This is a genomic window from Sphingomonas phyllosphaerae, from assembly GCA_036946405.1.
GTDB lineage: Bacteria > Pseudomonadota > Alphaproteobacteria > Sphingomonadales > Sphingomonadaceae > Sphingomonas > Sphingomonas phyllosphaerae_D.
This window is the reverse complement of the sequence record JAQIJC010000001.1, coordinates 3,648,408-3,672,832: the sequence shown is the minus strand read 5'-3', so window position 1 is coordinate 3,672,832 and position 24,425 is coordinate 3,648,408. Positions and strand designations below refer to the sequence as shown.

The following is a 24,425-nucleotide window of genomic DNA, read 5'->3' as shown; positions in this document are numbered from 1 at the left end:
CACCTTCCCGGGCACCGCGCCGTCCGCGCCGGCCAGGGTGTCGAGCGCGAAGAAGTCGCCCGCCGCGGCATCCGCTCCGGCTGCCGAAGACGAGGCCGCCGACGAGCCGGTCGAGGAAAGCGCCGCGCCAGCAATTCCATGTAATCGGCGCGGTCGATCTCCTGCGCGCCGAGCGAGGCGAGTGGGCGGTCATGAACTGGCAGTCGAGCTGCGAGAAGCCGCCGACGCGCAAGCGGGCGACCAGCGAGGCGATCGCGACCTTCGACGCATTCGTCGCGCGGCTGACCATGCTCTCCCCGAAAAAGGCGCGGCCGACCGCCAGCCCGTAGAGCCCGCCGACCAGCCGGTCGCCGTCCCAGCATTCGACCGAATGGGCGTGCCCCAGCGCGTGGAGGCGCACGAACGCTTCCTCGATCATCGCGTTGATCCATGTGTCCGGACGATCCTCCGCCGCTCGGCGCACAAGGCGATGATCTGGCCGAACGCCCGATCGACGGTAACGCGGAAGCGGTCGCCGGCGATCACGCGGCGCAGCGAGCGCGACAGATGGAAGCCGTCGAGCGGCAGGATCGCGCGGCGGCGCGGCTCCACCCAATAGATGCTGGCGCGTCGCGGCTGTCGGCCATCGGGAACACGCCGACCGAATAGGCACCGAGCCAACAGCCCCGGGTCGAGTGTCCCCGGACTGGTCAAGCCCGCCGCTGCTCGATCGTTCGCCACAAGTGCCGCGAAGGCGGTCGCCGCGACGCTGCGCGGTGCCGCCACGCCGACCGGCACCCGTTGCGCCGTGGCATTCTCCACCGCGCTCGCCATCGGAATCACCGGCCAATCGGCGTTGCGCGCGAGCGCCCTCGGCGTGGAGCGCGCGGCCGACGATCGACCATTACGTGCACCGGCAGGATCGGCACCTGCCCGCCGAACTCGCGATCGAGCGTCGCGAACGACCTGTTGCGAGAGAGCGGAGGGGACCACCGGCACCACCAGCAAATCGGCGGCGCGCACCACCTGATCGGCGGTTTCGGTCAAGCCGGGCGGGCAATCGAGCACCACGGTGTCGTGATCGCCCAGCTCGGCGATCAGCTTGCGCAGCCGGCGCTTCTTGTCGAGTTCGCGCAGCTGGTGGTTGAGCTCGCGCAGCGAGGCGTCGGCGGGGAGCAGGTCGAGCCGATCGAATGCGGTCGGGGTAATCAGCTTGGTGGGCGACACGCCCTTCGCGAACAGCGCGCCGGCGCGGTCATAGGGCGCGGCCATCGCCAAGCGCCCAGGTGGCGGACGCCTGCGGATCGAGGTCCCACAACAATGTGCGCCGCGCCGACAGCGTCGCCGCGCACCCACGCCAGATTGATCGCGAGCGTCGTTTTTCCGACGCCCCCCTTCACGCTGTAGATCGCCACCGTCGTCATACGCAGGACGCTACGGTCCGGCCGGACGCAGGGCAAGGAAGATGATGTAGATTGGGAGGCAACCGCCATCGCGGGTCACGTGGCGAAGGACTGTCACACCGGCCGACCTGCGACCGCAAACGCGAGGCCGATCCGCTGACGCCCGTCATCCCGGATCAAGTCCGGGACGACAAAAACGGCAGGCCGATCGTGGCCTGCCCGATCAGAACGTTACGAGTGGCAGACCAGTTCGGGCTTGCCCGGACGGGTCAGCTTGATCTCGCTGTGGTAGCCGGTCATCTTCCAGCCGCCCTCGGCGGTCAGCGGATCGCCGGTCTTCTCGGCCTTCAGCGTCGTCGCGGCGCCGCCCTTTTCGGTGCGGACCACCGCCTGCTTGTCGCCATCGAAGAAGGTGACATAGGCCAGGCTCTGATCCTTGCAGCGCATGGTCTTGTCGGCCTTGATCGCGGGCGGCAGCTCGACCGGCGCGGCATTGGCGAGCGCCGAGGCCATCGGATCGGGGTTGCTGTCCAGCACCTGCGGCGAGGACGGTTCGGAGTTGCAGGCCGACAGCGCCAGCAAAGCGGCGGCTAGCGAGAGGGGGAGGAGCTTCTGCATAATATGCGCCGCTTCGCCCATGAACTTTACTCCGTCAAGTCACGGATTGTTGCGGTGCATCAGAGTCCGGGTCATTCGTGGAATTCATCCATGTCCGGAATGCGTCCGAATGCGATCTTCGTTCCGACCCGATCGAGGCGGCCCCCGTGCATCGCGCCGACCGATACGGCATGGCGGCCGAACCGCTCGTTGATGCGGTCCATCGCGCGACTGAGCGCCAGCCCGCGGGTTTCGCGCGCCAGCGGATCGTCGGCGGGCAGATGCGCGAACAGCGAGTGCTGCTCGCCGACGACCGGTTCGATTTCGGCGAGCGTGACGCCGATCATCCGACAGCCGCTGCGATGCACCATCTCCTGCGCGCGCAGCCGCGGCAGCAGCGTGTCGAGCGCCGCGAGCATCGCGAAACTGTCCTGCGTCGCAGGCAGCTTCGCAGAGGTGCGCCACATGCTCTTGTCGTCCTCGAACCGGGCGTGCAGCACCAGCAATCGCGCACGATACGCCTTGCGACGCAGCCGGCTCGCCGCCTTCAGCGCCAGCCGCCGTGCGGTCAGCCGCACCGCGCCATAGCCGCGCTTGCCGGGTGACAGGACGTGACTGTGCCCGATCGTGCGGCTCTGCGTCGCCTTCTCCGCGAGATCGACGCCGTGGAGCAGATACCAGAGCCGGTCGCCGTTGGTGCCGCCCCACGCATGGCCGGCATCGCGCGGGCGACGTGCGAGCAACTGCTGGATATCGTTGACGCCGTCGCGCGCCAGCCGCCGCTCCATCTTCGCGCCGATCCCGCTGATATCGCGCAGCGACAGCCGGTAGAGCGCCTGCGGCAGATCGGCGGCCTCGAAGACCACCAGCCCATCGGGCTTCTGCAGGTCGGAGGCGAGCTTGGCGAGCAGCCGGTTGGGCGCGATCCCGACCGAGGAGGTCAGGCACGCACCGACCTTCTCGCGGATACCACGCTTGATCCGCACCGCCAGCGCCTCGGCGTGCGCGCGGTCATTCTCGTTGTCGAGCAGGCGACAGGCGACCTCGTCGATCGAACAGACCTTGGTGACCGGGATGTGCCGTTCGATCTCGGCGACGATCGCGTGGTGGAATTCGACATAGCGTTCGTGCCGTGCGGGGGTGACGACCAGCTCGCGGCACCGTTGCTTCGCCTCCCACACCGGCGTGCCGGTCGTGATGCCGAAGCGTTTGGCCTCGATCGACGCCGCGATCGCGACCGTCGTGTCGGTGCCGACCGGCGCGACGATGATCGGCCGCCCGCGCAGGCTGGGCTGCAATTGCTGCTCGACGCTCGCGAAATAGCTGTTCAGGTCGAGGAACAGCCAGCGCAGCGGACGGGGTGGCAGGTCGTGCATGGGCGACTCAATCGCTGAAACATAACGGGAACATGGCAGATCGTCGCGCGATTGGCGAGCGCGATGAAGGCGGGAGAGGGGGGCGGAAAGTTTCAATCGCTTGCGCATCGGCGGGCGCGCCCGCATTGACGCGACCATGCATACCACCACCGATACGCTGGCCCTGATCGGCAACACTCCGCTCGTGCGATTGAAGGGGCCGAGCGAGGCGACCGGCTGCGACATTTTCGGCAAGTGCGAGTTCGCCAATCCGGGCGCGAGCGTGAAGGATCGGGCCGCCCTGTTCATCGTCGCCGACGCCGAGGAACGCGGCGTGCTCGCCCCCGGTGGCACGATCGTCGAGGGCACCGCGGGAAATACCGGCATCGGGCTGGCGCTGGTCGCCAATGCGAAGGGATATCGCACGATCATCGTGATGCCCGATACGCAGTCCAAGGAGAAAATGGACACGTTGCGCGCGCTCGGGGCGGAGCTGGTGACGGTGCCGGCCGCGCCTTATGCGTCGTCGGCGCATTTCGTGCACACATCGCGGCGGATCGCGGAAGAGACGCCGGGCGCGATCTGGGCGAATCAGTTCGACAACATCGCCAACCGCCGCGCGCATATCGTCGGCACCGCCGAGGAGATCTGGACGCAGATGGACGGGCGGATCGACGGCTTCACCTGCGCGGTGGGTACGGGCGGCACCTTCGCGGGGGTCGGACTGGGATTGAAGGCGCATGATCCCGATGTCTGTATCGCGCTCAGCGATCCGCACGGCGCGGCGCTCTACGAATATTATGCGTGCGGCGAGCTGCGCGCCGAAGGCTCGTCGGTCGCCGAAGGAATCGGGCAGGGGCGGATCACCGCCAATCTGGAGGGCGCCCCCGTCGACGCGCAATTCCGCATCCCCGATCAGGAAGGGCTGGACTGGACCGACCGGCTGCTGCGCGAGGAAGGGCTGTGCCTCGGGCTGTCGTCGGGGATCAACGTCGCAGGCGCGGTGCGGCTCGCGCGGCACCTGGGGCCTGGCAAGCGGATCGCGACGATCCTGTGCGACACCGGGTTCCGCTACCTGTCGACGCTCTACGATCCCGCCTGGCTGGCATCGAAGGGATTGGTGCGCGGCGCTGCGTTAACGAATTGATCGACAATCGCGCGACGATCAGTTAGAAATGCGCGACCGATGAAGTCTCCTCCGAAAGACAAGGCCGCCGTCGAACGGCAGCAGGCAGAACAGACCCGGCAGCGCGTGCGTGTCGGGATGATCGGCCTCGCTGCGGTCGTGCTGCTGATCGGGCTGGCGAGCGCGATCTTTTCTTCGGTGAACCAGCAACAACCGGTCAGCGCGACCGGTGCATCGCAACCGGAACTGGTCGCGAACATGAGCGCGCCGGCCTCTGCCCCCACCGCCGCGCCGACCAACGAGCCGCTCGCCGAAATGGGCGTGACCCCCGGCGCCGCGCCGACCCCGTCGGCCGTCGAATCGCCCGCGCCATCGCAACCCGCTGCCGACGCGTCCTCGACCAACGGCATGTTGTGACGACGGTGCCGCGGCCTGCGCCCGCGGCCGGCATCGTGTCGTGTCGCGCCCCGAATCGCGGGCGACCCCCTCATTCCATCCTCCGCTTCGGCCGTCGCTTGCCCGTCGAGGGACGGAATCGTCGTCGGGGAAATTCGGGGACGGCGCGCCGGAATGCGGAAAATCCCGGGTTTGCGATGCCTCACGGCGCCCGCGCGAAGCCGGTTTCGGAGTGGCCCGCGCACGCTCCGCCTTGGATTTGCGCCAAATTCTAAGAGGTCCGCGAACGATCCCCGGATTTCCCCGAATATCCCTTCTCTTCCCCGATCAACCCTGTTACCTATCCCCGACGACATTGGGGGCAGAACCACTGTTGTTTGCTGACGGCAACGTCGGCGCGCGGCGAGGGCTGTGCGCCGGGCAGGATGGTTGTGCGCTCCGGGTGCGAGGTGGGCGTGGTCGACAGGGTGGATTATCAGGGAAAGGGGCTTGGTCTTGTCGATGACAAGGGCCGGGTCGCGATTCCGAACACCCTGCGCGCGACGCTCGCCAAGAATGCCCCGCGCGAGGACGGCAAGGACGGCGGCACCGTCATCATCGCGCCGCACCCTGAACATCGCTGCCTGATCGCCTATGATCCCGGCTTCGTGCCGTTCTGGAAGGCGAAGCTGGAGGCGCTCGACGCCGCGCAGTTCGCGACGAGCGGGCGCACCGATTACAATATCCTCGACCGCGCCGGTGGCGCCGAGCCGCTGCCCTTCGACGGCTCAGGCCGCTTCATCATGCCGACGTTCGAGCGCCGTTACGCCCGCATCCAGGGCGCAGCGGTGTTCCTCGGCGCGTTCAACTGGATCACGATCTGGGCACCCAACGTCCTGATCGAGACGCCGGGCATCGACCCGTTCCTCAAGGAGTATGTCGAGTTCACCTGCGAGGACAAGGGGATCTCCCTGTCATGAGCAGCACCGCCGCCCCGCACATCCCCGTGCTGCTCGACGACGTCGTCGCCGCGCTCGCCCCTGCCCCCGGCGAGTGCCATGTCGACGCGACCTTCGGTGCCGGCGGCTACACCCGCGCGATCCTCGCGACCGGCGCGGCGGTGATCGCGTTCGATCGCGATCCGGATGCGATCGCCAACGGCCGCGCGCTGGAGGAAGAGGCGGCGCTGACGCTCGTGCCGGCCACCTTCTCGGCGCTCGAATCGGAACTGGCGGCGCGCGATGCGGTGCCGGTGGATGGCGTGACGATGGATATCGGCGTGTCGTCGATGCAGCTCGATCAGGCGCAGCGCGGCTTCTCGTTCCAGTCGGACGGGCCGCTCGACATGCGGATGAGCCAGGAAGGTATGTCCGCCGCCGACTTCCTCAACGAGGCCGAGGAAGAGGCGATCGCCGACGTGCTCTATCGCTATGGCGAGGAGCCCAAGTCGCGGCGGATCGCGCGCGCGGTGGTGGCGGCGCGCCCGCTCACCACGACCGCGCAGTTCGCCAACGTGGTCCGTAAGGCGCTCGGCCATCGCCCGCACGACAAGAAGGACCCTGCGACCCGCGCCTTTCAGGCGGTGCGCATCCATATCAACGGCGAGCTGGACGAGCTGACGCAAGGGCTGGAAGCCGCCGAGCGCGTGCTCAAGCCCGGGGGGCGGCTGGCGATCGTGACCTTCCACTCGCTGGAGGATCGCATCGTCAAGCGTTTCCTGCGCGACCGGTCGGGTGCCGCACCCGCCGGCTCGCGGCACATGCCGGTCAGTGCGCCGACGCGCGCACCGACTTTCGAAATCACCGCCCGTGCGATCCGCGCGGGCGAAGCGGAACTGGCCGCGAACCCGCGCGCCCGCTCCGCCACACTTCGCACCGCCCGGCGTACCGGGGCGGCCCCTTGGCGTTTGGAGGCGTAACGATGGCGGCGATATATCGGTTGAGGGGCTTCGGGTGGCTGACCGGCTGCGCGATCGTGGCAATCGGCTTCTACCTCGTCTCGTCGCAGGTCGCGGCGGAGCGCAAGCGGGTCGAGCAGGTCGACCGTCGCATCGCGTCCGCCGAGCGCGACATCCGCGCGCTGGAAACCGAGTTCGACGTGCGCGCCAACCTCGCGCAACTCGAGCGCTGGAACGGCAACACGCTGGCGCTGACCGTGCCGACGGCGCAGCAATTCGTCGCGGACGAGCGTGCGCTGGCGGCATTGTCGCCGGTGCAGGGGCTGCCGGTGCCGGGGCGTGACGTGCAGGTACAGACCGCGCAGCTGATCGTCCCCGCCGCGCCGGTCGCCGCCATCACGCCTGCGGTCGCCACCGCCAGCACCGCCACCGCCGCGCCCGCTGTCGTGAAGGTCGCTGCGGTGCAGGTCGCGGCTGCCAGCGCGCCGATCACGGTCACCAAGGTCGCGGTGCGTGCCGCCGCCGCGCCGGTGAAGGTCGCCAAGGTCGCGATGCTCGATCGCGGGCTGCTCAGCGACAATACGCTGGGCGACCTGCTGAGCGGCGCGCGTGCCGAACGGAGCCGCCTGCGGTGACCACGCTGGTCGCCCGACCCCTTCGTGCCGGCCGCTCGGGCGACCAGCGCCAGCAATTGCTGGCGACGCAACATCTTCGCCTGATGATGCTGATGCTGCTGTTCGCGGCGGCGGTGCTGATCGTGATCGGGCGGCTGGCGATGCTCGGGCTGACCGAGGGTGGCGAGCGCGGCACCGCGCCGGTGCTGGCCGCGCCGCGCGGCGATATCGTCGATCGCAACGGCGCGCCGCTCGCGCGCACGATCGACGCCTGGACGATCGGCGTCCACCCCAAGAAGCTGCTCGGCGATCCGTCGCAGATCGCGCAGAAGCTCGCCGACCTGATGCCCGATCGCGGCGATCAGGCGTGGTTCTATGCGCAGATCACGCGCCCGGTCAGCTTCACCTATCTCAACCGCCGCGCCAGCCCGGCGCTGGTCGAGGCGGTCAATGCGATCGGCGAGCCCGGCATCGTCTTCGAGCGCGAGACGCAGCGGCTGTATCCGCAATCGACGCTCGGCGCGCATGTGCTGGGCTTCATCAGCGGCGGGCACGGGATGAGCGGGATCGAGCGCGCGCTCGACGAACGGCTGACCAATCCCGCGACGATCAACCAGCCGGTGACGCTGTCGATCGACACGCGCGTCCAGGCGGCGATGGAAAGCGAGCTGGGTCGCGCGATGACGACGTTCTCCGCGCGCGGCGGCGGCGGGATCGTGCTCGATGCGCATACCGGCGAGGTGGTGGCGATGGTGTCGCTGCCGACCTTCAACCCGAACCGCGTCGGCATGTCGGGCACCGAGCAGCTTCGCAACATCACCACGCAGAGCGTGTTCGAACTGGGTTCGACCTTCAAGCCGATCACGATGGCGGCGGCGATCGACAATGGTGTCGTCACCTCGATGGAGCGGCGCTTCGACGCGACGCATCCGTTGCAGGTCGGGCGCTTCACGATCCACGACGAGCGCGGCGATCCGAAACGCTGGCTCAACATGGCGGAAACGCTGATCTATTCCTCGAACGTCGCCACCGCGCGCGTCGCCGACGAGGTCGGGCCGGAGCGGATGCAGAAGATGTTCCGCAAGCTCGGCTTCGACACCCGCCCCGATATCGAGATCCGCGAGAAGGGCCGGCCGTTGTGGCCGACCTTCTGGGCGCGCACCACGACGATGACCACCGCGTACGGGCACGGCATCGCGGTGACGCCGCTGCACTTGGCCAACGCCTATGCCGCGCTGGTCAATGGCGGAACGTGGCGTCCGGCGACCTTGCTCAAGGTGCAGCCGGGGCATGAGGTCGCGGGCCGGCGCGTCATCAGCGAGGCGACCAGCGCGCGGATGCGCCAGATGCTGCGGCTGATCGTGCTGCGCGGCACCGGGCGCAAGGGCGATGCGCCGGGCTACCGGGTCGGCGGCAAGACCGGCACCGCCGAGGCGGCGGTCGCGGGCGGCTACGACCGGTCGCGCAACGTCGCGACCTTCGCGGCGGCTTTCCCGATGGACGCGCCGCGCTATGTGGTGGTCGCGATGCTCGACTCGCCGCTCGGTACGAAGGAAACCTTTGGGTGGAAGACCGCCGCGTGGAACGTCGCGCCGGTGGTCGGGCGCACGATCTCGCGCGTCGGCGCGATCCTGGGCGTCACCCCCGACGATCATCACGACATCGACGTGTCGGACATCGTGCCGACCTTGTGGGAGGATCCCGATCGCGCGCCGAAGAGCGGCGGGCAGTGAGGGGCGTGGCATGAAGCTGTCGCAACTGGTCGAGCACGGCGGCGAGCAGGCGATCACGGGATTCGCGATCGATCACCGCAAGGTCGCGCCGGGGACGATCTTCGGCGCGTTCGAAGGTGCGCGGGTGAACGGCGAGGACTTCATCCCGGCCGCGATCGAGGCCGGCGCGGTCGCGGTCGTCGCGCGGCCCGGCGTGCGCGTCGAAGGGGCGCTCCACATCCGCGACTATAATCCGCGCGAGACCTTCGCGCGGCTGGCGGCACGGTTCTTCGCGCCGTTCCCGGAGACGGCGGTGGCGGTCACCGGCACCAACGGCAAGACCTCGACGGTCGAGATGACGCGGCAATTGTGGCGGATGGCGGGGCATCATGCCGCGTCGATCGGTACGCTGGGCGTCGCCACCGCCGACGAGCGCGTCGTGACCGGGCTGACCACGCCCGATGTCGTCACCTTCCTGTCGAACGTCGCCGGGCTGGCGCGCGAAGGCGTGACGCATGTGGCGTTCGAGGCGTCGAGCCACGGGCTCAGCCAGTATCGCACCGAAGGACTGCCGGTGCGTGCGGCGGCGTTCACCAATCTCAGCCGCGACCATCTCGACTATCACGGCGATATGGCGGCCTATTTCACCGCCAAGCTGCGGCTGTTCGCGCAGGTGCTGGCCGATGGCGGCACTGCGGTGGTGTGGGTCGACGATCCGAACTCCGAACGTGTGATCGATATCGCGCGCGAGCGCGGCAACCGCGTCTTCACGGTCGGCGAACATGGCGACGACCTGCGGCTGATCGCGCGCGATCCGACCTTGCTGGGGCAGGGATTGACAATCCGGGCGGACGGCGTTGACCACCGTGTCACGTTGCCGCTGATCGGCGGGTATCAGGCCGCCAACGCGCTGGTCGCCGCGGGGCTGGTGATTGCGACCGGGGGCGATGTCGCGCAGACGCTCGCCGGGCTGGCGCGGTTGCAGCCGGTGCGCGGGCGGCTGGAGCGCGCCGCGATCACCGCGGGCGGGGTGCCGGTCTATGTCGATTATGCGCACACTCCGGACGCGATCGAGGCGGCGTGCGCAGCGCTGCGCCCGCATGTCGAGGGGCGGCTGATCCTCGTGTTCGGCGCGGGCGGCGACCGCGACGCGGGTAAGCGCGTGCCGATGGGGCAGGTCGCGGTGGCGAGCGCCGACGTGGTAATCGTCACCGATGACAATCCGCGCACCGAAGACGCGGCGACGATCCGCCGCGCGGTCCTCGAAGGTGCGCGCGGCGCGCGCGAGATCGGCGACCGCCGCGCCGCGATCGCCGCGGCGGTCGCGGAGGCGCGCGCGGGGGATATCGTGCTGATCGCGGGTAAGGGACATGAGCAGGGACAGATCGTCGGCGACCTCGTGCTGCCGTTCGACGACGTGACGGTCGCGCGCGAGGTGGCGGCATGAGCCCCGCCCACGCCACCGTTCGTGCTGAGCTTGTCGAAGCACGTGTCGCGCGTGACACGCCCTTCGACAAGCTCAGGGCGAACGGTGGTGTGGCCGCTGTTCCTGCTCGTGCCGCTTCCGCTAGGCCGCGCGCATGACGCTCTGGACCGCCGCCGAGATCGCCGCCGCCACCGGCGGCACTGCTACCGCCGACTTCACCGTCGACGGCGTCGCGTTCGATTCGCGTGAGGTCGGCGACCACGACCTGTTCATCGCGCTGGCCGGACAGGCGACTGACGGCCATCGCTTCCTCGACCAGACGTTCGCGCAAGGGGCGGGCGGCGCGATCGTGTCGCAGCCGACCGCGCACCCGGCGGTGCGCGTCGACGACACGTTCGCCGCGCTCGAGGATCTCGCCCGGGCCGCGCGTGCGCGGGTGGCGGGCAAGGTGATCGGGGTCACCGGCTCGGTCGGCAAGACCTCGACCAAGGAAGCGCTGTTCGCGACGCTCGACCGGGCACCCGGCGTCCGCGCGCATCGCTCGGTGAAGAGCTACAACAATCACACCGGTGTCCCGCTCAGCCTCGCGCGGATGCCCGCCGACACCGACTTTGCGGTGCTGGAGATGGGGATGAACCATCCCGGCGAGCTGGCGCATCTGACCACGCTGGTGCGCCCGCATGTCGCGCTGGTGACCGCGATCGCGCCCGCGCATACCGAATTCTTCCCCGACGAAAGCGCGATCGCGGATGCGAAGGGTGAAATTTTCCGCGGACTGGAGCCCGGCGGGACCGCGATCGTGCCCTTCGACAGCCCGCATCGCGAGCGATTGATCGACGCCGCCAAGCCCTATGCCGGGCGGATCGTCACCTTCGGGCTCAACCGCGAGGCCGATGTCTGCGCCAGCGATGCGATGGTGGTGCGCAGCGGCGGCACCTTCGTCACCGCGCGTGTCGGTGGGCGCGAGCTGAGTTTCACGATCGCGCAGCCCGGGCGGCATTGGGTGTCGAACGCGCTCGCGGTGCTGGCTGTAGCGGATGCGGTGGGTGCCGATCTGGCGCTCGCCGGGCTGGCGCTGGGCGAGCTGGGTGGGCTGCCGGGGCGCGGCGCGCGGCTGACGGTGCGCGTCGGGGACGGCGAGGCGACCGTGATCGACGAGAGCTACAACGCCAATCCCGCATCGATGCGCGCGACGTTGGCGGTGCTCGAGCAGGCCGGTGGCCGGCACGTCGCGGTGCTCGGCGAAATGCGCGAACTGGGCGAGGGGTCGGCGGATTTCCACGCCGGGCTCGCCGACGACGTCGTCGCGGCGCGCGTCGAAGCGGCCGTGCTGGTCGGCGAGGCGATGCGCCCGCTGGCCGCGGCGCTTGAGGGACGGGTCGATTTCGTCCATGTGCCCGATGCCGGCCAGGCGCTCGATCGCGTGCGGGCGCTGATCCGCCCGGGCGACACCTTGCTCGTGAAGGGATCGAACGGCGTCGGCCTGTCGCGGCTGGTCAGCGGCCTTGCCAACGGGATGAGTTGAGTTGCTGTACTGGATCGCCGAACAACTCGGTTTCGCGGGCGGGTTCAACCTGATCCGCTATCAGACGTTTCGCGCCGGTGCGGCAATCGCCACCGCGCTGCTGATCGGGCTCATCATCGGCCCGCGCTTCATCGGCTGGCTGCGCGTCCGGCAAGGCAAGGGGCAGCCGATCCGCGCCGACGGTCCGCAGACGCATCTCGCCAAGCGCGGCACCCCGACGATGGGCGGGCTGATGATCCTCACCAGCCTCGTGCTGTCGGTGCTGATCTGGATGGACCTGCGCAACCCGTTCGTCTGGGCGTGCCTGTTCGTCACGCTTGGCTTCGGCGCGATCGGTTTCCTCGACGATTACGACAAGGTGCGCAAGGCCAGCACCGCGGGCGTCTCCGGCCGCGTGCGGCTGTTGCTGGAATTCGCGATCGCGGGCGTGGCAGCGTGGATCGTGATGCAGGAAAATGGCTCCGGCCTCTATTTCCCGTTCACCAGCCGCTACTTCATCGACCTCGGCTATTTCTACCCGATCTTCGCCGCGTTCACGATCGTCGCGTTCGGCAATGCGGTGAACCTGACCGACGGGCTGGACGGGCTGGCGACGATGCCGGTCATCATCGCCAGCGTCGCGTTCCTGTTGATCGTCTATCTGGCCGGCAACGTGAAATTCGCCGACTATCTCGGCATCCCGCACGTGCCGCGCGCGGGCGAGTTGGCGATCTTCTGCGGCGCGGTGATCGGCGGCGGGCTGGCGTTCCTGTGGTATAATGCCCCTCCGGCGGCGGTGTTCATGGGCGATACCGGCAGCCTCGCGCTGGGCGGCGCGCTCGGTACGATCGCGGTGGTCGCGCATCACGAGATCGTGCTGGGGATCATCGGCGGGCTGTTCGTGGTCGAGGCGCTGTCGGTCATCATCCAGGTGTTCTGGTACAAGCGCACCGGCAAGCGCATCTTCCGCATGGCCCCGATCCACCATCATTTCGAGCAACTGGGGTGGAGCGAGCCGACGGTGGTGATCCGCTTCTGGATCATCTCGCTGGTGCTGGCGCTGGCCGGGCTGTCGACGTTGAAGCTGCGATGATCGTCTCGCGCGCCTGGGCGGGGAAACATTATGCGGTGCTCGGGCTGGCACGCTCGGGCGCCGCGACCGTTCGTACGTTGCTCGCGGGCGGGGCGACGGTGTTGGCGTGGGATAGCGATGTCGCCAAGCGTGATGCCCTGACTCCCTCTCCCCTCCGGGGAGAGGGTTGGGGTGAGGGGTCGGTGCCTCGCAGAGAAGACGGTCTCGGTGAGACCCCTGCCCCTCACCCAACCCTCTCCCCGGAGGGGAGAGGGCTTGAAGTAATTGATCTCGAGACACTCGACCTCGCCACCGTCGACGCGCTCGTCGTCTCGCCCGGCGTGCCGCTCAACACGCACCCGCTCGCCGCGACGGCGCGCGCCGTGGACGTGCCGATCATCGGCGACATCGAGCTGTTCGCGCAGGCCCGCGCCGACCTGCCCGCACACAAGGTCGTCGGGATCACCGGCACCAACGGCAAGTCGACCACGACGGCGCTGGTCCACCACATCCTCGACACCGCCGGCATCCCAACGCTGATGGGCGGTAACATCGGCCTGCCGATCCTCGCGCAGGAACCGCTGCCGGAAGGCGGCGTCTACGTGCTCGAACTGTCGAGCTACCAGATCGACCTGACGCAGACGCTCGACTGCGACGTCGCGGTGCTGCTCAACGTCACCCCCGACCATCTCGATCGCTATGATGGTTTCGAGGCGTACGCCGCCAGCAAGGCGCGGCTGTTCGCGATGCAGTCGCCCGCGCACCTCGCGATCGTCGACTATGAAGCGGAGGCCGAGCATGACGTGCTCGCGAACGCGCCGGAGGGGCTGAACGTCCGCTTCATCGACGGCGTGCCGCTGCCCGGCGAGCAGGCGTGCTGGCCGTCGCTGCAAGGCCCGCACAACGAACAGAATGCCAAGGCCGCGGTCGCGGTCGCCGAGGCGCTGGGCGTCGACGCCGAGACGATCGAGCGCGCGCTCGAAGCTTTCACAGGGCTGCCGCACCGCATGGAGCGGATCGCGACGCTGAACGGCGTGGCGTGGATCAACGACAGCAAGGCGACCAACCCCGAAAGCGCCGCGCCCGCGCTGGCCGCCTTCCCGCGCATCCACTGGATTCTCGGCGGCAAGGTGAAGGGCGACGATCTCGATGCCTGCGTGCCCCACCTCGGCAATGTCGTGCGTGCTTATACGATCGGTGAGGGCGGGCCGCGCTTCGCCGCGGTGCTGCGCGGGCAGGTGCCGGTTGCCGAGGTTGAGACGCTGGAGCGCGCGGTGAAGCTGGCGGCGCAGGAGGCCGAGCGCGGCGACGTGGTGCTGCTGTCGCCCGCCGCCGCCTCGTTCGATCAGTTTCGCGATTTCGAGCAACGGGGCGCGGCCTTCCGCGCGGCGGTGGAGGAGCTGGCATGAGCGCGACCCGAACCGAGCCGGCGCGTCCCGGTGTCTCGCTGCGCAACCGCGGCGGGCGCGGCGATCCGTCGCCGCTGGGGACGTGGTTCTGGGATATCGACCGCGTGCTGCTGCTGCTCGCCTTGTTCCTGATCGCGATCGGGCTGATCGCGGTCGCCGCCGGCTCGCCGGTCAGCGCGACGCGCTATTCGGGCGAGCATCTCCACTTCGCGCCGCTGCATTATTTCTGGCGGCAGGTGATGTGGGTGGCGGTGTCGCTGCCGGTGCTGTTCGGCGTGTCGATGTTGCCGCTGACGATGGCGCGGCGCATGTCGCTGATCGGGGCGGCGGTGTGCGTCGCATTGATGGTGCTGGTGCCGTTCCTCGGGGTCAGCGTCAACGGCGCGCGGCGCTGGGTCGGGTTCGGGTTCGCGCAGTTTCAGCCGTCCGAATTTCTCAAACCGTTCTTCGTCGTGACGGTCGCGTGGCTGCTGTCGTTCAAGTCGCGCGATGCCGAGCTGCCGGTGACCGCGATCACCGCCGCTTTGACCGGATTGATCGCGATGCTGCTGATGCTGCAGCCCGATTTCGGGCAGACCGTGATGTTCTGCGTGATCTGGCTGGCGCTGGTGACGATCGCGGGGACGCCGACCCGGGTGATCTTCGGCTTCCTGTCGATGGTGCCGGTCGCGCTGATCGCGGCCTATCTGTTCTACAGCACCGCGCGCAAGCGGATCGACGCCTTCCTGTTTCCCGGCGTCGAGGGCGAGGGCGCGGCCGATCACTTCCAGACCAATGCCGCGCACAACACGCTGACCTCCGGCGGCTGGTTCGGAACCGGGCCGGGCGCGGGGACGGTCAAATACGGGCTGCCCGAGGCGCATACCGACTATATTTTCTCGGTGATCGGCGAGGAGTTCGGCTTGCTGGCGTGCATGATCGTCGGGCTGGCGTTCCTCGCGATCGTGGTGCGGGTGTTCGTCAAGCTGCTCGACGAACAGGACCCGTTCCGCCTGCTCGCCGCCTCCGGGCTGGCGGTGCAGTTCGGCGCGCAAGCGCTGATCTCGATGGCGGTCAACACCGGGCTGGCGCCGTCGAAGGGGATGACGCTGCCGTTCATCAGCTATGGCGGGTCGTCGATGGTCGCGCTGTCGATGGGGATGGGGCTATTGCTCGCCTTTACGCGCCGCAATCCGTTCCTGCTGCGCAGTCCGTATATCGCGCAGCAACGCTGGAGCGCCGAATGACGCAGGTCCGCGACTTCCGCCCCCGCCACTACGTGCTCGCCGCCGGCGGGACCGGCGGGCATATGGTGCCCGCCGCCGCGCTGGCGGCCGAGCTGATGAAGCGCGGGCACCGCGTCGCTTTGGTCAGCGATGCGCGCGGGGTGCGCTTCCCCGGGCTGTTCGAGGGCGTGCAGACGCATGTCATCCCCGCCGGGCGCTTCGCGGGCGGGCCGCTCGGCTGGGCGAAGGCGGCCCGGCTGATGGTGGAGGGACGCAAGTCCGCGCGCGACCTGTACCGCACCTTCAAGCCCGCGGCGGTGGTCGGCTTCGGCGGCTATCCCGCCTTTCCGGCGCTGTCGGCGGCGTTCGCGGAGAAGATCCCGACCGCGGTCCATGAGCAGAATGCGGTGCTGGGCCGGGTCAACCGGCTGGTGGCGGGGCGCGTCGATGCGATCGCGACCAGCTATGCCGAGACCGAGCGGCTCACCCCGCGGCACCGCGCCAAGGCGCATCTGATCGGCAATCCGGTGCGCGAGAGCGTGCTGGCGTTGCGCGCTAAGCCCTATCCGGTGCCCGACGAGGACGGCATCTTCCGCGTGCTGGTGACCGGGGGCAGCCAGGGCGCGTCGGTGCTGAGCCAGGTGGTGCCCGACGGGTTGGCGCTGTTGCCGGTCGCGTTCCGCCGCCGCTTGCAGGTCACGCATCAGGCGCGGATCGAGGATATCGACGCGGTGCGTGAGAAATACGCCAGCCTCGACATCGCCGCCGATCTCGCCACCTATCTCCCCGATCTGCCCGAGCAATTGGGCTGGTCGCACCTCGTCATCGCCCGCGCGGGGGCGTCGACGATCGCCGAGCTGACCGCCGCCGGGCGTCCCGCGATCCTCGTGCCGCTGCCCTCGGCGACCGACGACCACCAGACCGCAAATGCGCGCGAGATCACCGCCGCGGGCGGCGCGCGCACCATTCAGCAGACCGCCTTCACGCCGACGGAACTCGCCAAGCAGATGCAGAAACTCGGACTTGACCCCGAAGCGCTCGGCAACGCCGCGACGCGCGCGCGTTCGTGCGGTGCGCCCAACGCCGTTACCGATCTCGCCGATCTGGTTGAGAGCCTCGACGCGCCGCGCGCACGTATCAAGGTCGGCAAGGCGCAGACGCGGAAGGCGTTCGCATGAAGGGGGTCGCGACCGACATCGGCACGATTCATTTCGTCGGGATCGGCGGGATCGGCATGTCCGGCATCGCCGAGGTGATGCACAATCTCGGCTACAAGGTGCAGGGCTCCGACGTCGCCGAGGGCTATGTGATCGAGGGATTGCGCGCGCGCGGCATCGCGGTGACGATCGGGCATGACGCCGCCAACGTCGAAGGCGTCGCGGTGGTCGTGACCTCGACCGCGGTGAAGCGCGGCAACCCCGAGGTCGAGGCGGCGCTGCGCAACCGGATCCCGGTTGTGCGCCGCGCCGAAATGCTCGCCGAGCTGATGCGGCTGAAGTCGACGGTCGCGGTCGCGGGGACGCACGGCAAGACCACGACGACCTCGATGGTCGCGGCGCTGTTCGATGCCGGCGGGGTCGATCCGACCGTCATCAACGGCGGGATCATCAACAGCTACGGCTCGAACGCGCGGTTGGGCGCGAGCGACTGGATGGTGGTCGAGGCCGACGAGAGCGACGGCAGCTTCCTGCGGCTCGATGGGACGATCGCGGTCGTCACCAACATCGATCCCGAGCATCTCGACCATTATGGCAACTTCGACCGCGCCAAAGACGCCTATGTCGAGTTCGTCGAGAACGTGCCCTTCTACGGCGCGGCGCTGCTGTGCCTCGACCATCCCGAGGTGCAGGCGTTGATCCCGCGCGTCCGCGACCGGCGGATCGTCACCTATGGCTTTGCGGCGTCGGCGGACGTGCGCGGAGGTCAACGTCACGCCCTATCCGGGCGGCAACCGCTTCGAGGCGCAGGTCCGCGCGCGCGACGGCGCGGTGCGCTCGATCGAGGGGATCGACCTGCCGATGCCGGGGCGGCACAACGTCCAGAACGCGCTCGCCGCGATCGGCGTCGCGCTGGAGCTGGGGATCGACGACGCGACGATCCAGAAGGGGTTTGAGCGCTTCTCGGGCGTCAAGCGGCGCTTCACCAAGGTCGGCGAGGTAAGCGGCGCAACGATCATCGACGATTACGGCCACCACCCGGTCGAGATCCGCGCGGTGCTCGCCGCCGCGCGCGAGAGTGCGCAGGGGCGAGTGATCGCGGTCGTGCAGCCGCATCGCTACTCGCGGCTCGGCAATCTGATGGAGGACTTCCGCGGCGCGTTCAACGACGCCGATCAGGTCTATGTCACCCCGGTCTATGCCGCTGGTGAAGCGCCGGTGCCGGGCGTCGATGCCGAGGCGCTGGTCGCGGGGTTGCAGGAGCGTGGGCATCGCCAGGCGGCGGTGGTGGCGGATGCCGCCGCGCTGGCCGACGTGCTGGCGGACGAGGTGCGCGCGGGCGATCAGGTGATCTGCCTCGGTGCGGGCGACATCACCAAATGGGCGGCCGGGCTGGCCGCCGCGATCGGGGAACGCGCATGACCAACTGGTTCGACGCCGCGATCAACTGGCAGAAGCAGCTTCTCGACACCCAGCGCCGCGCGCTGGAGGCCGGTCGCCACGCTAGCGATGCGGGTGCGGCGCTGATCGCGGCGCAGGAGGCGACGCGGCGTGCGGGCGAGGCGAACATGGCGGCGTGGCAGGCGTGGGCGCAATTGTGGCGCGCCGGACCGTGGTGAGCGCGCTTCCCGAGGTCCGCGGGCGGCTGACGCCGCACGCCCCGCTGGCGCCACTCGTCTGGTTCAAGGCGGGTGGGGCGGCGGAGTGGCTGTTCGAGCCCGCCGATGCCGACGATTTGTGCGCGTTCCTCGCGGCGCTCGATCCGGCGGTGCCGGTCATGCCGCTCGGGCTCGGCTCGAACCTGATCGTTCGCGATGGCGGGGTGCCCGGCGTGGTGGTCCGGCTCGGCAAGCCGTTCGCAACCGCCGCCGCGCTCGACGCGGTGACGCTGCGCTGCGGCGGTGGGGCGAGCGGCATCCTCGTATCCTCCACCGCGCGCGACGCCGGGGTGGCGGGGCTGGAGTTCCTGCGCTCGATCCCCGGCACGGTCGGCGGGTTCGTGCGGATGAACGGCGGGGCCTATGGGCGCGAAACCGCCGACGTGCTGGTCGAGGCCGAAGTGGTGCTGCGCTCGGGCGAGCGGCGGACGCTGGCGGCGGGTGCGCTGGGCTATACCTATCGCCATTCCGACCTGCCGGAGGGCGCGGTGGTGATCGCCGCCACCTTCCGCGGCCAGCCCGGCGAACCCGCCGCGATCCAGGCCGAGATGGACCGGATCGCCGCCGCGCGCGAGGCGTCGCAGCCACTGCGCTCGAAAACCGGCGGGTCGACGTTCAAGAATCCCGATGGGCATAAGGCTTGGGCTTTGGTCGATGAAGCCGGGTGTCGCGGGTTGCGGCGGGGGGATGCGCAGGTCAGCGAGAAGCATACGAACTTCCTGCTCAATCTCGGCAGCGCGAGCAGTGCGGATATCGAGGCGTTGGGTGAGGATGTCCGGGCGCGCGTGAAGGCGGCGAGCGGTGTGGAACTGGAATGGGAGATACAGCGGGTGGGTTTGGTGGAGGCGATTAGCCCTCTCCCCTCCGGGGAGAGGGTTGGGAGAGGGGCTCATGTCTCACCGAGCCCGACCTCTCTGCGAGACATCGACCCCTCACCCCAGCCAGCATCGGGTCGATCAGGCTCCCAGCCTGATCTGAACAGCGAGGCGCGCTGTTCACCCGATGCTCCCCAACGGGGAGAGGGAGCATGACCCTCCACATCGCGGTCCTGATGGGCGGCTGGTCGGCCGAGCGCGAGGTATCGCTCTCATCCGGCAACGGTGTCGCCGACGCGCTCGAGTCGCTCGGCCACCGCGTGACGCGCATCGACATGGCGCGCGACGTCGCTGCCAGGCTCGCGGAAACAAACCCCGACCTCGTCTTCAACGCGCTCCACGGCACGCCGGGCGAGGACGGGAGCGTGCAGGGGCTCATGGACCTGATGGGCCTGCGCTATACGCATTCCGGGCTCGCCACCTCGGTGATCGCGATCGACAAGGTGCTGACCAAGCAGGTGCTGGTCCCCGCCGGCATCCCGATGCCCGGCGGGCGGATCGTGAAAAGCGCCGACGTGCACGACGCCGATCCGCTGCCGCGCCCCTATGTGCTGAAACCGGTCAACGAGGGCTCGTCGGTCGGGGTGGCGATCGTCACCGATGCGGGCAATTACGGCAACCCGATCGCGCGCGATGCGACCGGGCCGTGGCAGGAATTCGAGGAACTGCTCGCCGAACCCTATGTACGCGGGCGCGAGCTGACCACCGCTGTGCTCGGCGATCGGGCGCTCGGCGTCACCGAATTGCGACCGAAGTCCGGATGGTACGATTACGACGCCAAATATACCGACGGGATGACCGACCATATCTTTCCGGCCGAGATCCCTGACGAGATCACGCAGGCGTGCATGGCGCTGGCGTTGCAGGCACATCGCGTGCTCGGCTGTCGCGGCACCAGCCGTTCCGACTTCCGCTGGGATGACGAGCGCGGCGTTGACGGGCTGTTCCTGCTCGAAGTGAACACCCAGCCGGGCATGACCCCGCTCAGCCTCGTCCCCGAACAGGCGCGCCATACCGGCATGAGCTATCCCGAGCTGGTGCAGGCGATCGTCGATGAGGCGCTCCGTTCATGAGCCGCACGATCAAGCGCGGCGCGGCACCGCCGGGGCGTCGCCCGACCCCCAACCGTCGCCGCGTGCCCAAGGCGTCGCTCGGCGACCGGCTGCTCGCGAAGATGCCGATCAGCGAGGACGCGCTGCGCAAGGCGGTGACGTGGACGGTGCTGGGCGGGGTCGGCGTCGCGACCTTGTTCGTCGCCAACCTGCTCGGCGTGCCGCAGGCGATCGGCGCTGGCGTCGCTGAGGCGGCGGGACGCGCCGGGCTGCGCGTCGAGCAAGTCGACATCACCGGGCTGAAGCGGATGGACCGCGAGACGGTCTATGCGGTCGCGCTGGAGGATCAGTCGTCGCGCGCGATGCTGCGCGTCGATTTGGAGCGCGTCCGCGACCGGCTGCTTGCCTATGGCTGGATTTCCGACGCCTATGTCGCGCGGCGGTTGCCCGACCGGCTGGTGATCCACATCACCGAGCGCGAGCCGGCGGCGATCTGGCAGGACAAGGGGCAATTGACGCTGATCGACGCGACCGGGCGGCTGCTCGCGCCGGTCGCGCCGACGCACATGCCCGATCTGCCGCTGGTGATCGGCCCCGGCGCGAACCAGCAGGAGCCGGGCTATCAGGCGCTGCTCGCCGCCGCCCCCGCGCTGCGCCCGCGCATCCGCGCCGCGACCTGGGTCGGCAACCGTCGCTGGGATCTGACCTTCACGACCGGCGAGACGCTGGCGCTGCCGCAGGACGGCGCGCCGCAGGCGCTCATCAAGTTCGCGCAGATGGATGGCGCGGATCCGTTGCTCGGCAAGGGTTGGCTGCGCTTCGACCTGCGCGATCCGGCCAAAATGTATGCGCGTCGCGCGGGGCAGGACAAGCAACAGGTCGCGGACGACGGCCGCAACGACCCGCCTGCCGATGCCGCGGCGGCGACGGGCAACAACGTGATCGGCGACAACGACCGAACGATCGAGGCGCGCGCCGGGGAAGCGCTGCGTTCCGGCGAAGCATGAGGGGGTAGAGCGATGGCGAAGGTGGCACCCGACGGCCTGATTACCGCGCTGGACATCGGATCGTCCAAGGTATCGGCGATGATCGCGCAAAAGGGCGATGGCGGCGAACTCAACGTGCTCGGCACTGGCCAGCGCGAGAGCCGCGGCGTCAAGCGCGGCTATATCGCCGACATGAGCGCCACCGAGGTCGCGGTGCGCGAGGCGGTCGAACAGGCGGAGCGGATCGCCGGCTTCAACATCGAAAACGTCTGGGCGGGCTTCTCGGCGGGCGGGCTGGTCAGCGACGAGGCGTTCATCGAGGCCGAGCTGGGCGGGATGCGCATCGAACAGGCCGATATCGACGCGCTGCTCCACGAAGGGCGGCAGTCGATCGATCCGCAGGGGCGGATGGTGCTCCACGCGCAGCCCGCGCTCTACACGCTCGACGGGCTGACCGGGGTGAAGAAGCCGCTCGGGCTCCATGCCGACCGGCTCGGCGTCCACATCCACGTCATCGCCGCCGACGGCTCGCCGGTGCGCAACCTCGACCTGTGCGTCCGCTCGGCGCATCTGGAGGTCAAGTCGATCATCGCCGCGCCGGTCGCGACCGGGCTCGCCTGCCTCACCAGCGAGGAACGCGATCTGGGCGTCGCGCTCGTCGAGATCGGCGCGGGGATCACCAACGTTTCGCTGTTCGCGGGATCGATGCTGGTCGGGCTCAAGTCGATCCCGTTCGGCGCGGCCGACATCACCGACGATATCGCTTCCGCCTTCGGCACCACGCGCTTGCAGGCCGAGCGGATCAAATGCTTCCACGGCTCGGCCAACGCCTCGCCGCGCGACAATCACGAGATGGTGACGATTCGCGAGCGCACGCAGGAAGAGGATTCCGAAGCGCTCCAGATCACCAAGGCAGCGCTGATCGCGGTGATCCGGCTGCGGCTGGAGCATCTGGTCGGCGAAATCCAGTCGGCGCTCAAGGAATTAAAGTTCGAGGGACCGGTTGGGCGGCAGGTGGTGCTGACCGGTGGCGGCGCCGAGTTGAAGGGGATCGCCGACTATGCGCAGCAGGCGCTGGGGCGGTCGGTGCGGATCGGCCGCCCGCGCGGGCTGACCGGGCTGCCGGAGGCGCATTCCGGTCCCGGTTTCGCGACGCTGGCCGGGCTGGCGTTCTTCGCCGCCAGCGATCCCATCGACCTGCGCGGCCTCGCGCCGACGCAGCAAATGGTCCACCGTCAGAGGGGGTTGCGCGGCTTCTGGAAGCTCGTGCAGGCCGCGAAGGCGAATTATTGACGCGACAACAGGGCGTTTCGCGGTGTTTCCTCTTTCACCGCGCGCCCGCATGTTGCACATCGGTGTAAACGGCCCGTTATGAAATCAGCGACGCGGGCGGACGGAGTAATGTTGCGATGAGCATCGAATTCATCACGCCCGATCTCGACGATCTGACCCCGCGGATCACCGTGATCGGCGTCGGTGGCGCCGGCGGCAACGCGATCGCCAATATGATGCGCGCGGACGTGCAGGGCGTGAACTTCCTCGTCGCGAACACCGACGCGCAGGCGCTCAAGCAGTCCGAGGCGGAGCAGAAGATCCAGCTCGGCGCGAAGATCACGCAGGGGCTGGGCGCGGGCAGCCGTCCCGAGATCGGGCGCGCCGCGGCCGAGGAGACGATCGAGGAGCTGGGCCGGCTGCTCGAGGGCAGCCACATGTGCTTCATCGCCGCGGGCATGGGCGGCGGCACCGGCACCGGCGCGGCCCCGGTGATCGCCAAGACGGCGCGCGACATGGGCATCCTGACGGTCGGCGTCGTGACCAAGCCGTTCAGCTTTGAGGGCAATCGCCGCGCGAAGTCGGCCGATGCGGGCATCGAGGAATTGCAGAAGTTCGTCGACACGCTGATCGTGATCCCGAACCAGAACCTGTTCCTGGTCGCCAACGCCAACACCACGTTCAAGCAGGCCTTCGAAATGGCCGATGAGGTGCTGCAGCAGGGCGTGCGCGGCATCACCGACCTAATGGTCATGCCCGGCCTCATCAACCTCGACTTCGCCGACGTCCGCTCGGTGATGCAAGAGATGGGCAAGGCAATGATGGGGACCGGCGAGGCGGAAGGTGACGACCGTGCGCTGATCGCCGCGCAGAAGGCGATCGCCAACCCGCTGCTCGACGGCGTGTCGATGCAGGGCGCCAAGGGCGTGATCGTCTCGATCACCGGCGGCGACGACATGCGCCTGCTCGAGGTCGACGAGGCCGCCAACCACATCCGCGAGCTGGTCGATCCGGACGCGAACATCATCTGGGGTTCGGCGTTCAACCCGGAGCTGGAAGGCAAGATCCGCGTCTCGGTGGTCGCGACCGGTATAGAGAGTGTCGGTCAGGCGACGGCCCCCGCCGCCGCCAGCGCGCCGTCCGAGCCGCCGCGCACGTTCAGCTTCTCCGCGCCGCGTCGCACCGATGCCGCCCCGGCGCCAGCCGCCGCCGCGCCGGCCGCGACCCCCGCGCCGCAGCCGGTCGCTTACGAGCCGACCCCGGCCGTCCCGCCGCAGCAACCGAGCGGCGCCGCCGCCGGCGCGATGGCCGAGGGCGTGCCGCCGGCCAACGGTGGCGCGAACGTCGATCCCTCGCCGGCGCGCCCGGCCGAGGACGAACTGGTACTGGGGGCGGAGTCGCTGATGCCCGCCACGCCGCCGGCGGGTGACGCGCAGCGGCGCCGCTTCCTCGCGCCGGGTGCCGAGGAAGAGACGCCCGCCCCCGCACAGCCGCGCGTCAAGCTGGGCGGCACGCTGTTCGAGCGGATGCAGAACGCGACCCGCAATGCCGGTGGCCGCGCGGTCGAGGACGACGGGCGCGAGCCGGGCGATCTGCCGCGCTTCCTGCACCGCCAGAACAACCAGTAACGGCTGCGGCGGCGGCGCGCGGACCGACCGCGCACCGCCGTACAGGCTCGCTTCGTCGCAGCCGGGTCGGCCATGTCATTGCCGGCCCGGTGGCGACACGCTCTATGGCGCGATGACCTTCCG

General features: G+C 69.2%; 19 protein-coding genes and 4 pseudogenes. 19 read left to right on the top strand and 4 right to left on the bottom strand.

Annotation, left to right across the window (positions count from 1 at the left end):
* The 4 genes and pseudogenes from aat to PGN12_16995 all read right to left on the bottom strand — a co-directional run bounded on the left by aat (position 1) and on the right by PGN12_16995 (position 3,355).
* Positions 1-693: pseudogene (aat, locus tag PGN12_17010) on the bottom strand (leucyl/phenylalanyl-tRNA--protein transferase).
* 303 nt (positions 694-996) lie between these two features.
* Positions 997-1,251, bottom strand: a pseudogene (locus tag PGN12_17005) (AAA family ATPase).
* Positions 1,252-1,613: 362 nt separating this feature from the next.
* Positions 1,614-2,000, bottom strand: a complete 387-nt coding sequence (locus PGN12_17000; protein MEH3105584.1) for a hypothetical protein — start codon at positions 1,998-2,000, stop codon at positions 1,614-1,616.
* A gap of 71 nt (positions 2,001-2,071) precedes the next feature.
* A complete protein-coding gene (locus PGN12_16995) occupies positions 2,072-3,355 on the bottom strand; it encodes a type VI secretion protein ImpB (protein MEH3105583.1) in 1,284 nt (427 codons plus the stop codon).
* A 136-nt stretch (positions 3,356-3,491) separates the two neighbouring features.
* On the opposite strand from PGN12_16995, the gene PGN12_16990 reads away from it, so the two are divergent.
* From PGN12_16990 to ftsZ, 19 genes and pseudogenes are all read left to right on the top strand, one after another.
* Entirely contained in the window at positions 3,492-4,481 is a 990-nt protein-coding gene (locus PGN12_16990) for a cysteine synthase A (protein ID MEH3105582.1), read from the top strand.
* A 39-nt stretch (positions 4,482-4,520) separates the two neighbouring features.
* Positions 4,521-4,877 (top strand): hypothetical protein, encoded by a 357-nt coding sequence (locus PGN12_16985; GenBank protein ID MEH3105581.1) that lies wholly within the window; start codon positions 4,521-4,523, stop codon positions 4,875-4,877.
* Between the two features lie 434 nt (positions 4,878-5,311).
* Entirely contained in the window at positions 5,312-5,815 is a 504-nt protein-coding gene (locus PGN12_16980) for a division/cell wall cluster transcriptional repressor MraZ (GenBank protein MEH3105580.1), read from the top strand.
* Positions 5,812-6,753 carry a 16S rRNA (cytosine(1402)-N(4))-methyltransferase RsmH gene (gene rsmH / locus PGN12_16975; protein ID MEH3105579.1) on the top strand — a complete coding sequence of 314 codons (942 nt, stop codon included), beginning with the start codon at positions 5,812-5,814 and terminating at the stop codon, positions 6,751-6,753. The genes PGN12_16980 and rsmH overlap by 4 nt, the downstream gene beginning before the upstream one ends.
* Positions 6,754-6,755: 2 nt before the next feature.
* Complete coding sequence (locus tag PGN12_16970) at positions 6,756-7,367, top strand: hypothetical protein (protein MEH3105578.1); 612 nt, start codon at positions 6,756-6,758, stop codon at positions 7,365-7,367.
* Positions 7,364-9,079, top strand: coding sequence for a penicillin-binding protein 2 (locus tag PGN12_16965; GenBank protein MEH3105577.1), 1,716 nt, complete (start codon positions 7,364-7,366; stop codon positions 9,077-9,079). The genes PGN12_16970 and PGN12_16965 overlap by 4 nt, the downstream gene beginning before the upstream one ends.
* A gap of 10 nt (positions 9,080-9,089) precedes the next feature.
* Positions 9,090-10,505 carry a UDP-N-acetylmuramoyl-L-alanyl-D-glutamate--2,6-diaminopimelate ligase gene (locus PGN12_16960; GenBank protein MEH3105576.1) on the top strand — a complete coding sequence of 472 codons (1,416 nt, stop codon included), beginning with the start codon at positions 9,090-9,092 and terminating at the stop codon, positions 10,503-10,505.
* 133 nt (positions 10,506-10,638) lie between these two features.
* Positions 10,639-12,009 (top strand): UDP-N-acetylmuramoyl-tripeptide--D-alanyl-D-alanine ligase, encoded by a 1,371-nt coding sequence (locus PGN12_16955; protein ID MEH3105575.1) that lies wholly within the window; start codon positions 10,639-10,641, stop codon positions 12,007-12,009.
* Position 12,010: 1 nt separating this feature from the next.
* Positions 12,011-13,081 (top strand): phospho-N-acetylmuramoyl-pentapeptide-transferase, encoded by a 1,071-nt coding sequence (gene mraY / locus PGN12_16950; GenBank protein MEH3105574.1) that lies wholly within the window; start codon positions 12,011-12,013, stop codon positions 13,079-13,081.
* Positions 13,078-14,469: a UDP-N-acetylmuramoyl-L-alanine--D-glutamate ligase gene (gene murD / locus PGN12_16945; GenBank protein MEH3105573.1), complete on the top strand. Its 1,392-nt coding sequence runs from the start codon at positions 13,078-13,080 to the stop codon at positions 14,467-14,469. Before mraY ends, murD begins: the two co-directional genes overlap by 4 nt.
* A complete protein-coding gene (locus PGN12_16940; protein ID MEH3105572.1) occupies positions 14,466-15,695 on the top strand; it encodes a putative peptidoglycan glycosyltransferase FtsW in 1,230 nt (409 codons plus the stop codon). The genes murD and PGN12_16940 overlap by 4 nt, the downstream gene beginning before the upstream one ends.
* The gene (gene murG / locus PGN12_16935; protein MEH3105571.1) at positions 15,692-16,852 is read left to right on the top strand and encodes an undecaprenyldiphospho-muramoylpentapeptide beta-N-acetylglucosaminyltransferase; all 1,161 of its coding nucleotides are present in this window, start codon (positions 15,692-15,694) and stop codon (positions 16,850-16,852) included. Before PGN12_16940 ends, murG begins: the two co-directional genes overlap by 4 nt.
* Positions 16,849-18,253 (top strand): annotated as a pseudogene (gene murC, locus PGN12_16930) (UDP-N-acetylmuramate--L-alanine ligase). The gene murG and the pseudogene murC overlap by 4 nt, the downstream one beginning before the upstream one ends.
* Positions 18,250-18,450 carry a hypothetical protein gene (locus PGN12_16925; protein ID MEH3105570.1) on the top strand — a complete coding sequence of 67 codons (201 nt, stop codon included), beginning with the start codon at positions 18,250-18,252 and terminating at the stop codon, positions 18,448-18,450. The pseudogene murC and the gene PGN12_16925 overlap by 4 nt, the downstream one beginning before the upstream one ends.
* A pseudogene (murB, locus tag PGN12_16920) lies at positions 18,447-19,334 on the top strand (UDP-N-acetylmuramate dehydrogenase). Before PGN12_16925 ends, murB begins: the two are co-directional and overlap by 4 nt.
* A gap of 182 nt (positions 19,335-19,516) precedes the next feature.
* A complete protein-coding gene (locus PGN12_16915) occupies positions 19,517-20,437 on the top strand; it encodes a D-alanine--D-alanine ligase (protein ID MEH3105569.1) in 921 nt (306 codons plus the stop codon).
* Positions 20,434-21,423, top strand: coding sequence for an FtsQ-type POTRA domain-containing protein (locus tag PGN12_16910; GenBank protein MEH3105568.1), 990 nt, complete (start codon positions 20,434-20,436; stop codon positions 21,421-21,423). The genes PGN12_16915 and PGN12_16910 overlap by 4 nt, the downstream gene beginning before the upstream one ends.
* A gap of 12 nt (positions 21,424-21,435) precedes the next feature.
* Positions 21,436-22,695: a cell division protein FtsA gene (ftsA, locus tag PGN12_16905; GenBank protein ID MEH3105567.1), complete on the top strand. Its 1,260-nt coding sequence runs from the start codon at positions 21,436-21,438 to the stop codon at positions 22,693-22,695.
* A 116-nt stretch (positions 22,696-22,811) separates the two neighbouring features.
* Positions 22,812-24,302 carry a cell division protein FtsZ gene (gene ftsZ, locus PGN12_16900; protein MEH3105566.1) on the top strand — a complete coding sequence of 497 codons (1,491 nt, stop codon included), beginning with the start codon at positions 22,812-22,814 and terminating at the stop codon, positions 24,300-24,302.
* The last annotated feature ends 123 nt before the right edge of the window (positions 24,303-24,425 follow it).

Excerpts from the sequence above, each read along its gene's own strand:
- PGN12_17000 (MEH3105584.1), bottom strand. The coding sequence starts at position 2,000 with ATGCAGAAGCTCCTCCCCCTCTCGCTAGCCGCCGCTTTGCTGGCGCTG.
- PGN12_16995 (MEH3105583.1), bottom strand. The coding sequence starts at position 3,355 with ATGCACGACCTGCCACCCCGTCCGCTGCGCTGGCTGTTCCTCGACCTG.
- PGN12_16990 (MEH3105582.1), top strand. The coding sequence starts at position 3,492 with ATGCATACCACCACCGATACGCTGGCCCTGATCGGCAACACTCCGCTC.
- PGN12_16985 (MEH3105581.1), top strand. The coding sequence starts at position 4,521 with ATGAAGTCTCCTCCGAAAGACAAGGCCGCCGTCGAACGGCAGCAGGCA.
- rsmH (MEH3105579.1), top strand. The coding sequence starts at position 5,812 with ATGAGCAGCACCGCCGCCCCGCACATCCCCGTGCTGCTCGACGACGTC.
- PGN12_16970 (MEH3105578.1), top strand. The coding sequence starts at position 6,756 with ATGGCGGCGATATATCGGTTGAGGGGCTTCGGGTGGCTGACCGGCTGC.
- PGN12_16960 (MEH3105576.1), top strand. The coding sequence starts at position 9,090 with ATGAAGCTGTCGCAACTGGTCGAGCACGGCGGCGAGCAGGCGATCACG.
- PGN12_16955 (MEH3105575.1), top strand. The coding sequence starts at position 10,639 with ATGACGCTCTGGACCGCCGCCGAGATCGCCGCCGCCACCGGCGGCACT.
- murD (MEH3105573.1), top strand. The coding sequence starts at position 13,078 with ATGATCGTCTCGCGCGCCTGGGCGGGGAAACATTATGCGGTGCTCGGG.
- PGN12_16940 (MEH3105572.1), top strand. The coding sequence starts at position 14,466 with ATGAGCGCGACCCGAACCGAGCCGGCGCGTCCCGGTGTCTCGCTGCGC.
- murG (MEH3105571.1), top strand. The coding sequence starts at position 15,692 with ATGACGCAGGTCCGCGACTTCCGCCCCCGCCACTACGTGCTCGCCGCC.
- PGN12_16925 (MEH3105570.1), top strand. The coding sequence starts at position 18,250 with ATGACCAACTGGTTCGACGCCGCGATCAACTGGCAGAAGCAGCTTCTC.
- PGN12_16915 (MEH3105569.1), top strand. The coding sequence starts at position 19,517 with ATGACCCTCCACATCGCGGTCCTGATGGGCGGCTGGTCGGCCGAGCGC.
- PGN12_16910 (MEH3105568.1), top strand. The coding sequence starts at position 20,434 with ATGAGCCGCACGATCAAGCGCGGCGCGGCACCGCCGGGGCGTCGCCCG.
- ftsA (MEH3105567.1), top strand. The coding sequence starts at position 21,436 with ATGGCGAAGGTGGCACCCGACGGCCTGATTACCGCGCTGGACATCGGA.
- ftsZ (MEH3105566.1), top strand. The coding sequence starts at position 22,812 with ATGAGCATCGAATTCATCACGCCCGATCTCGACGATCTGACCCCGCGG.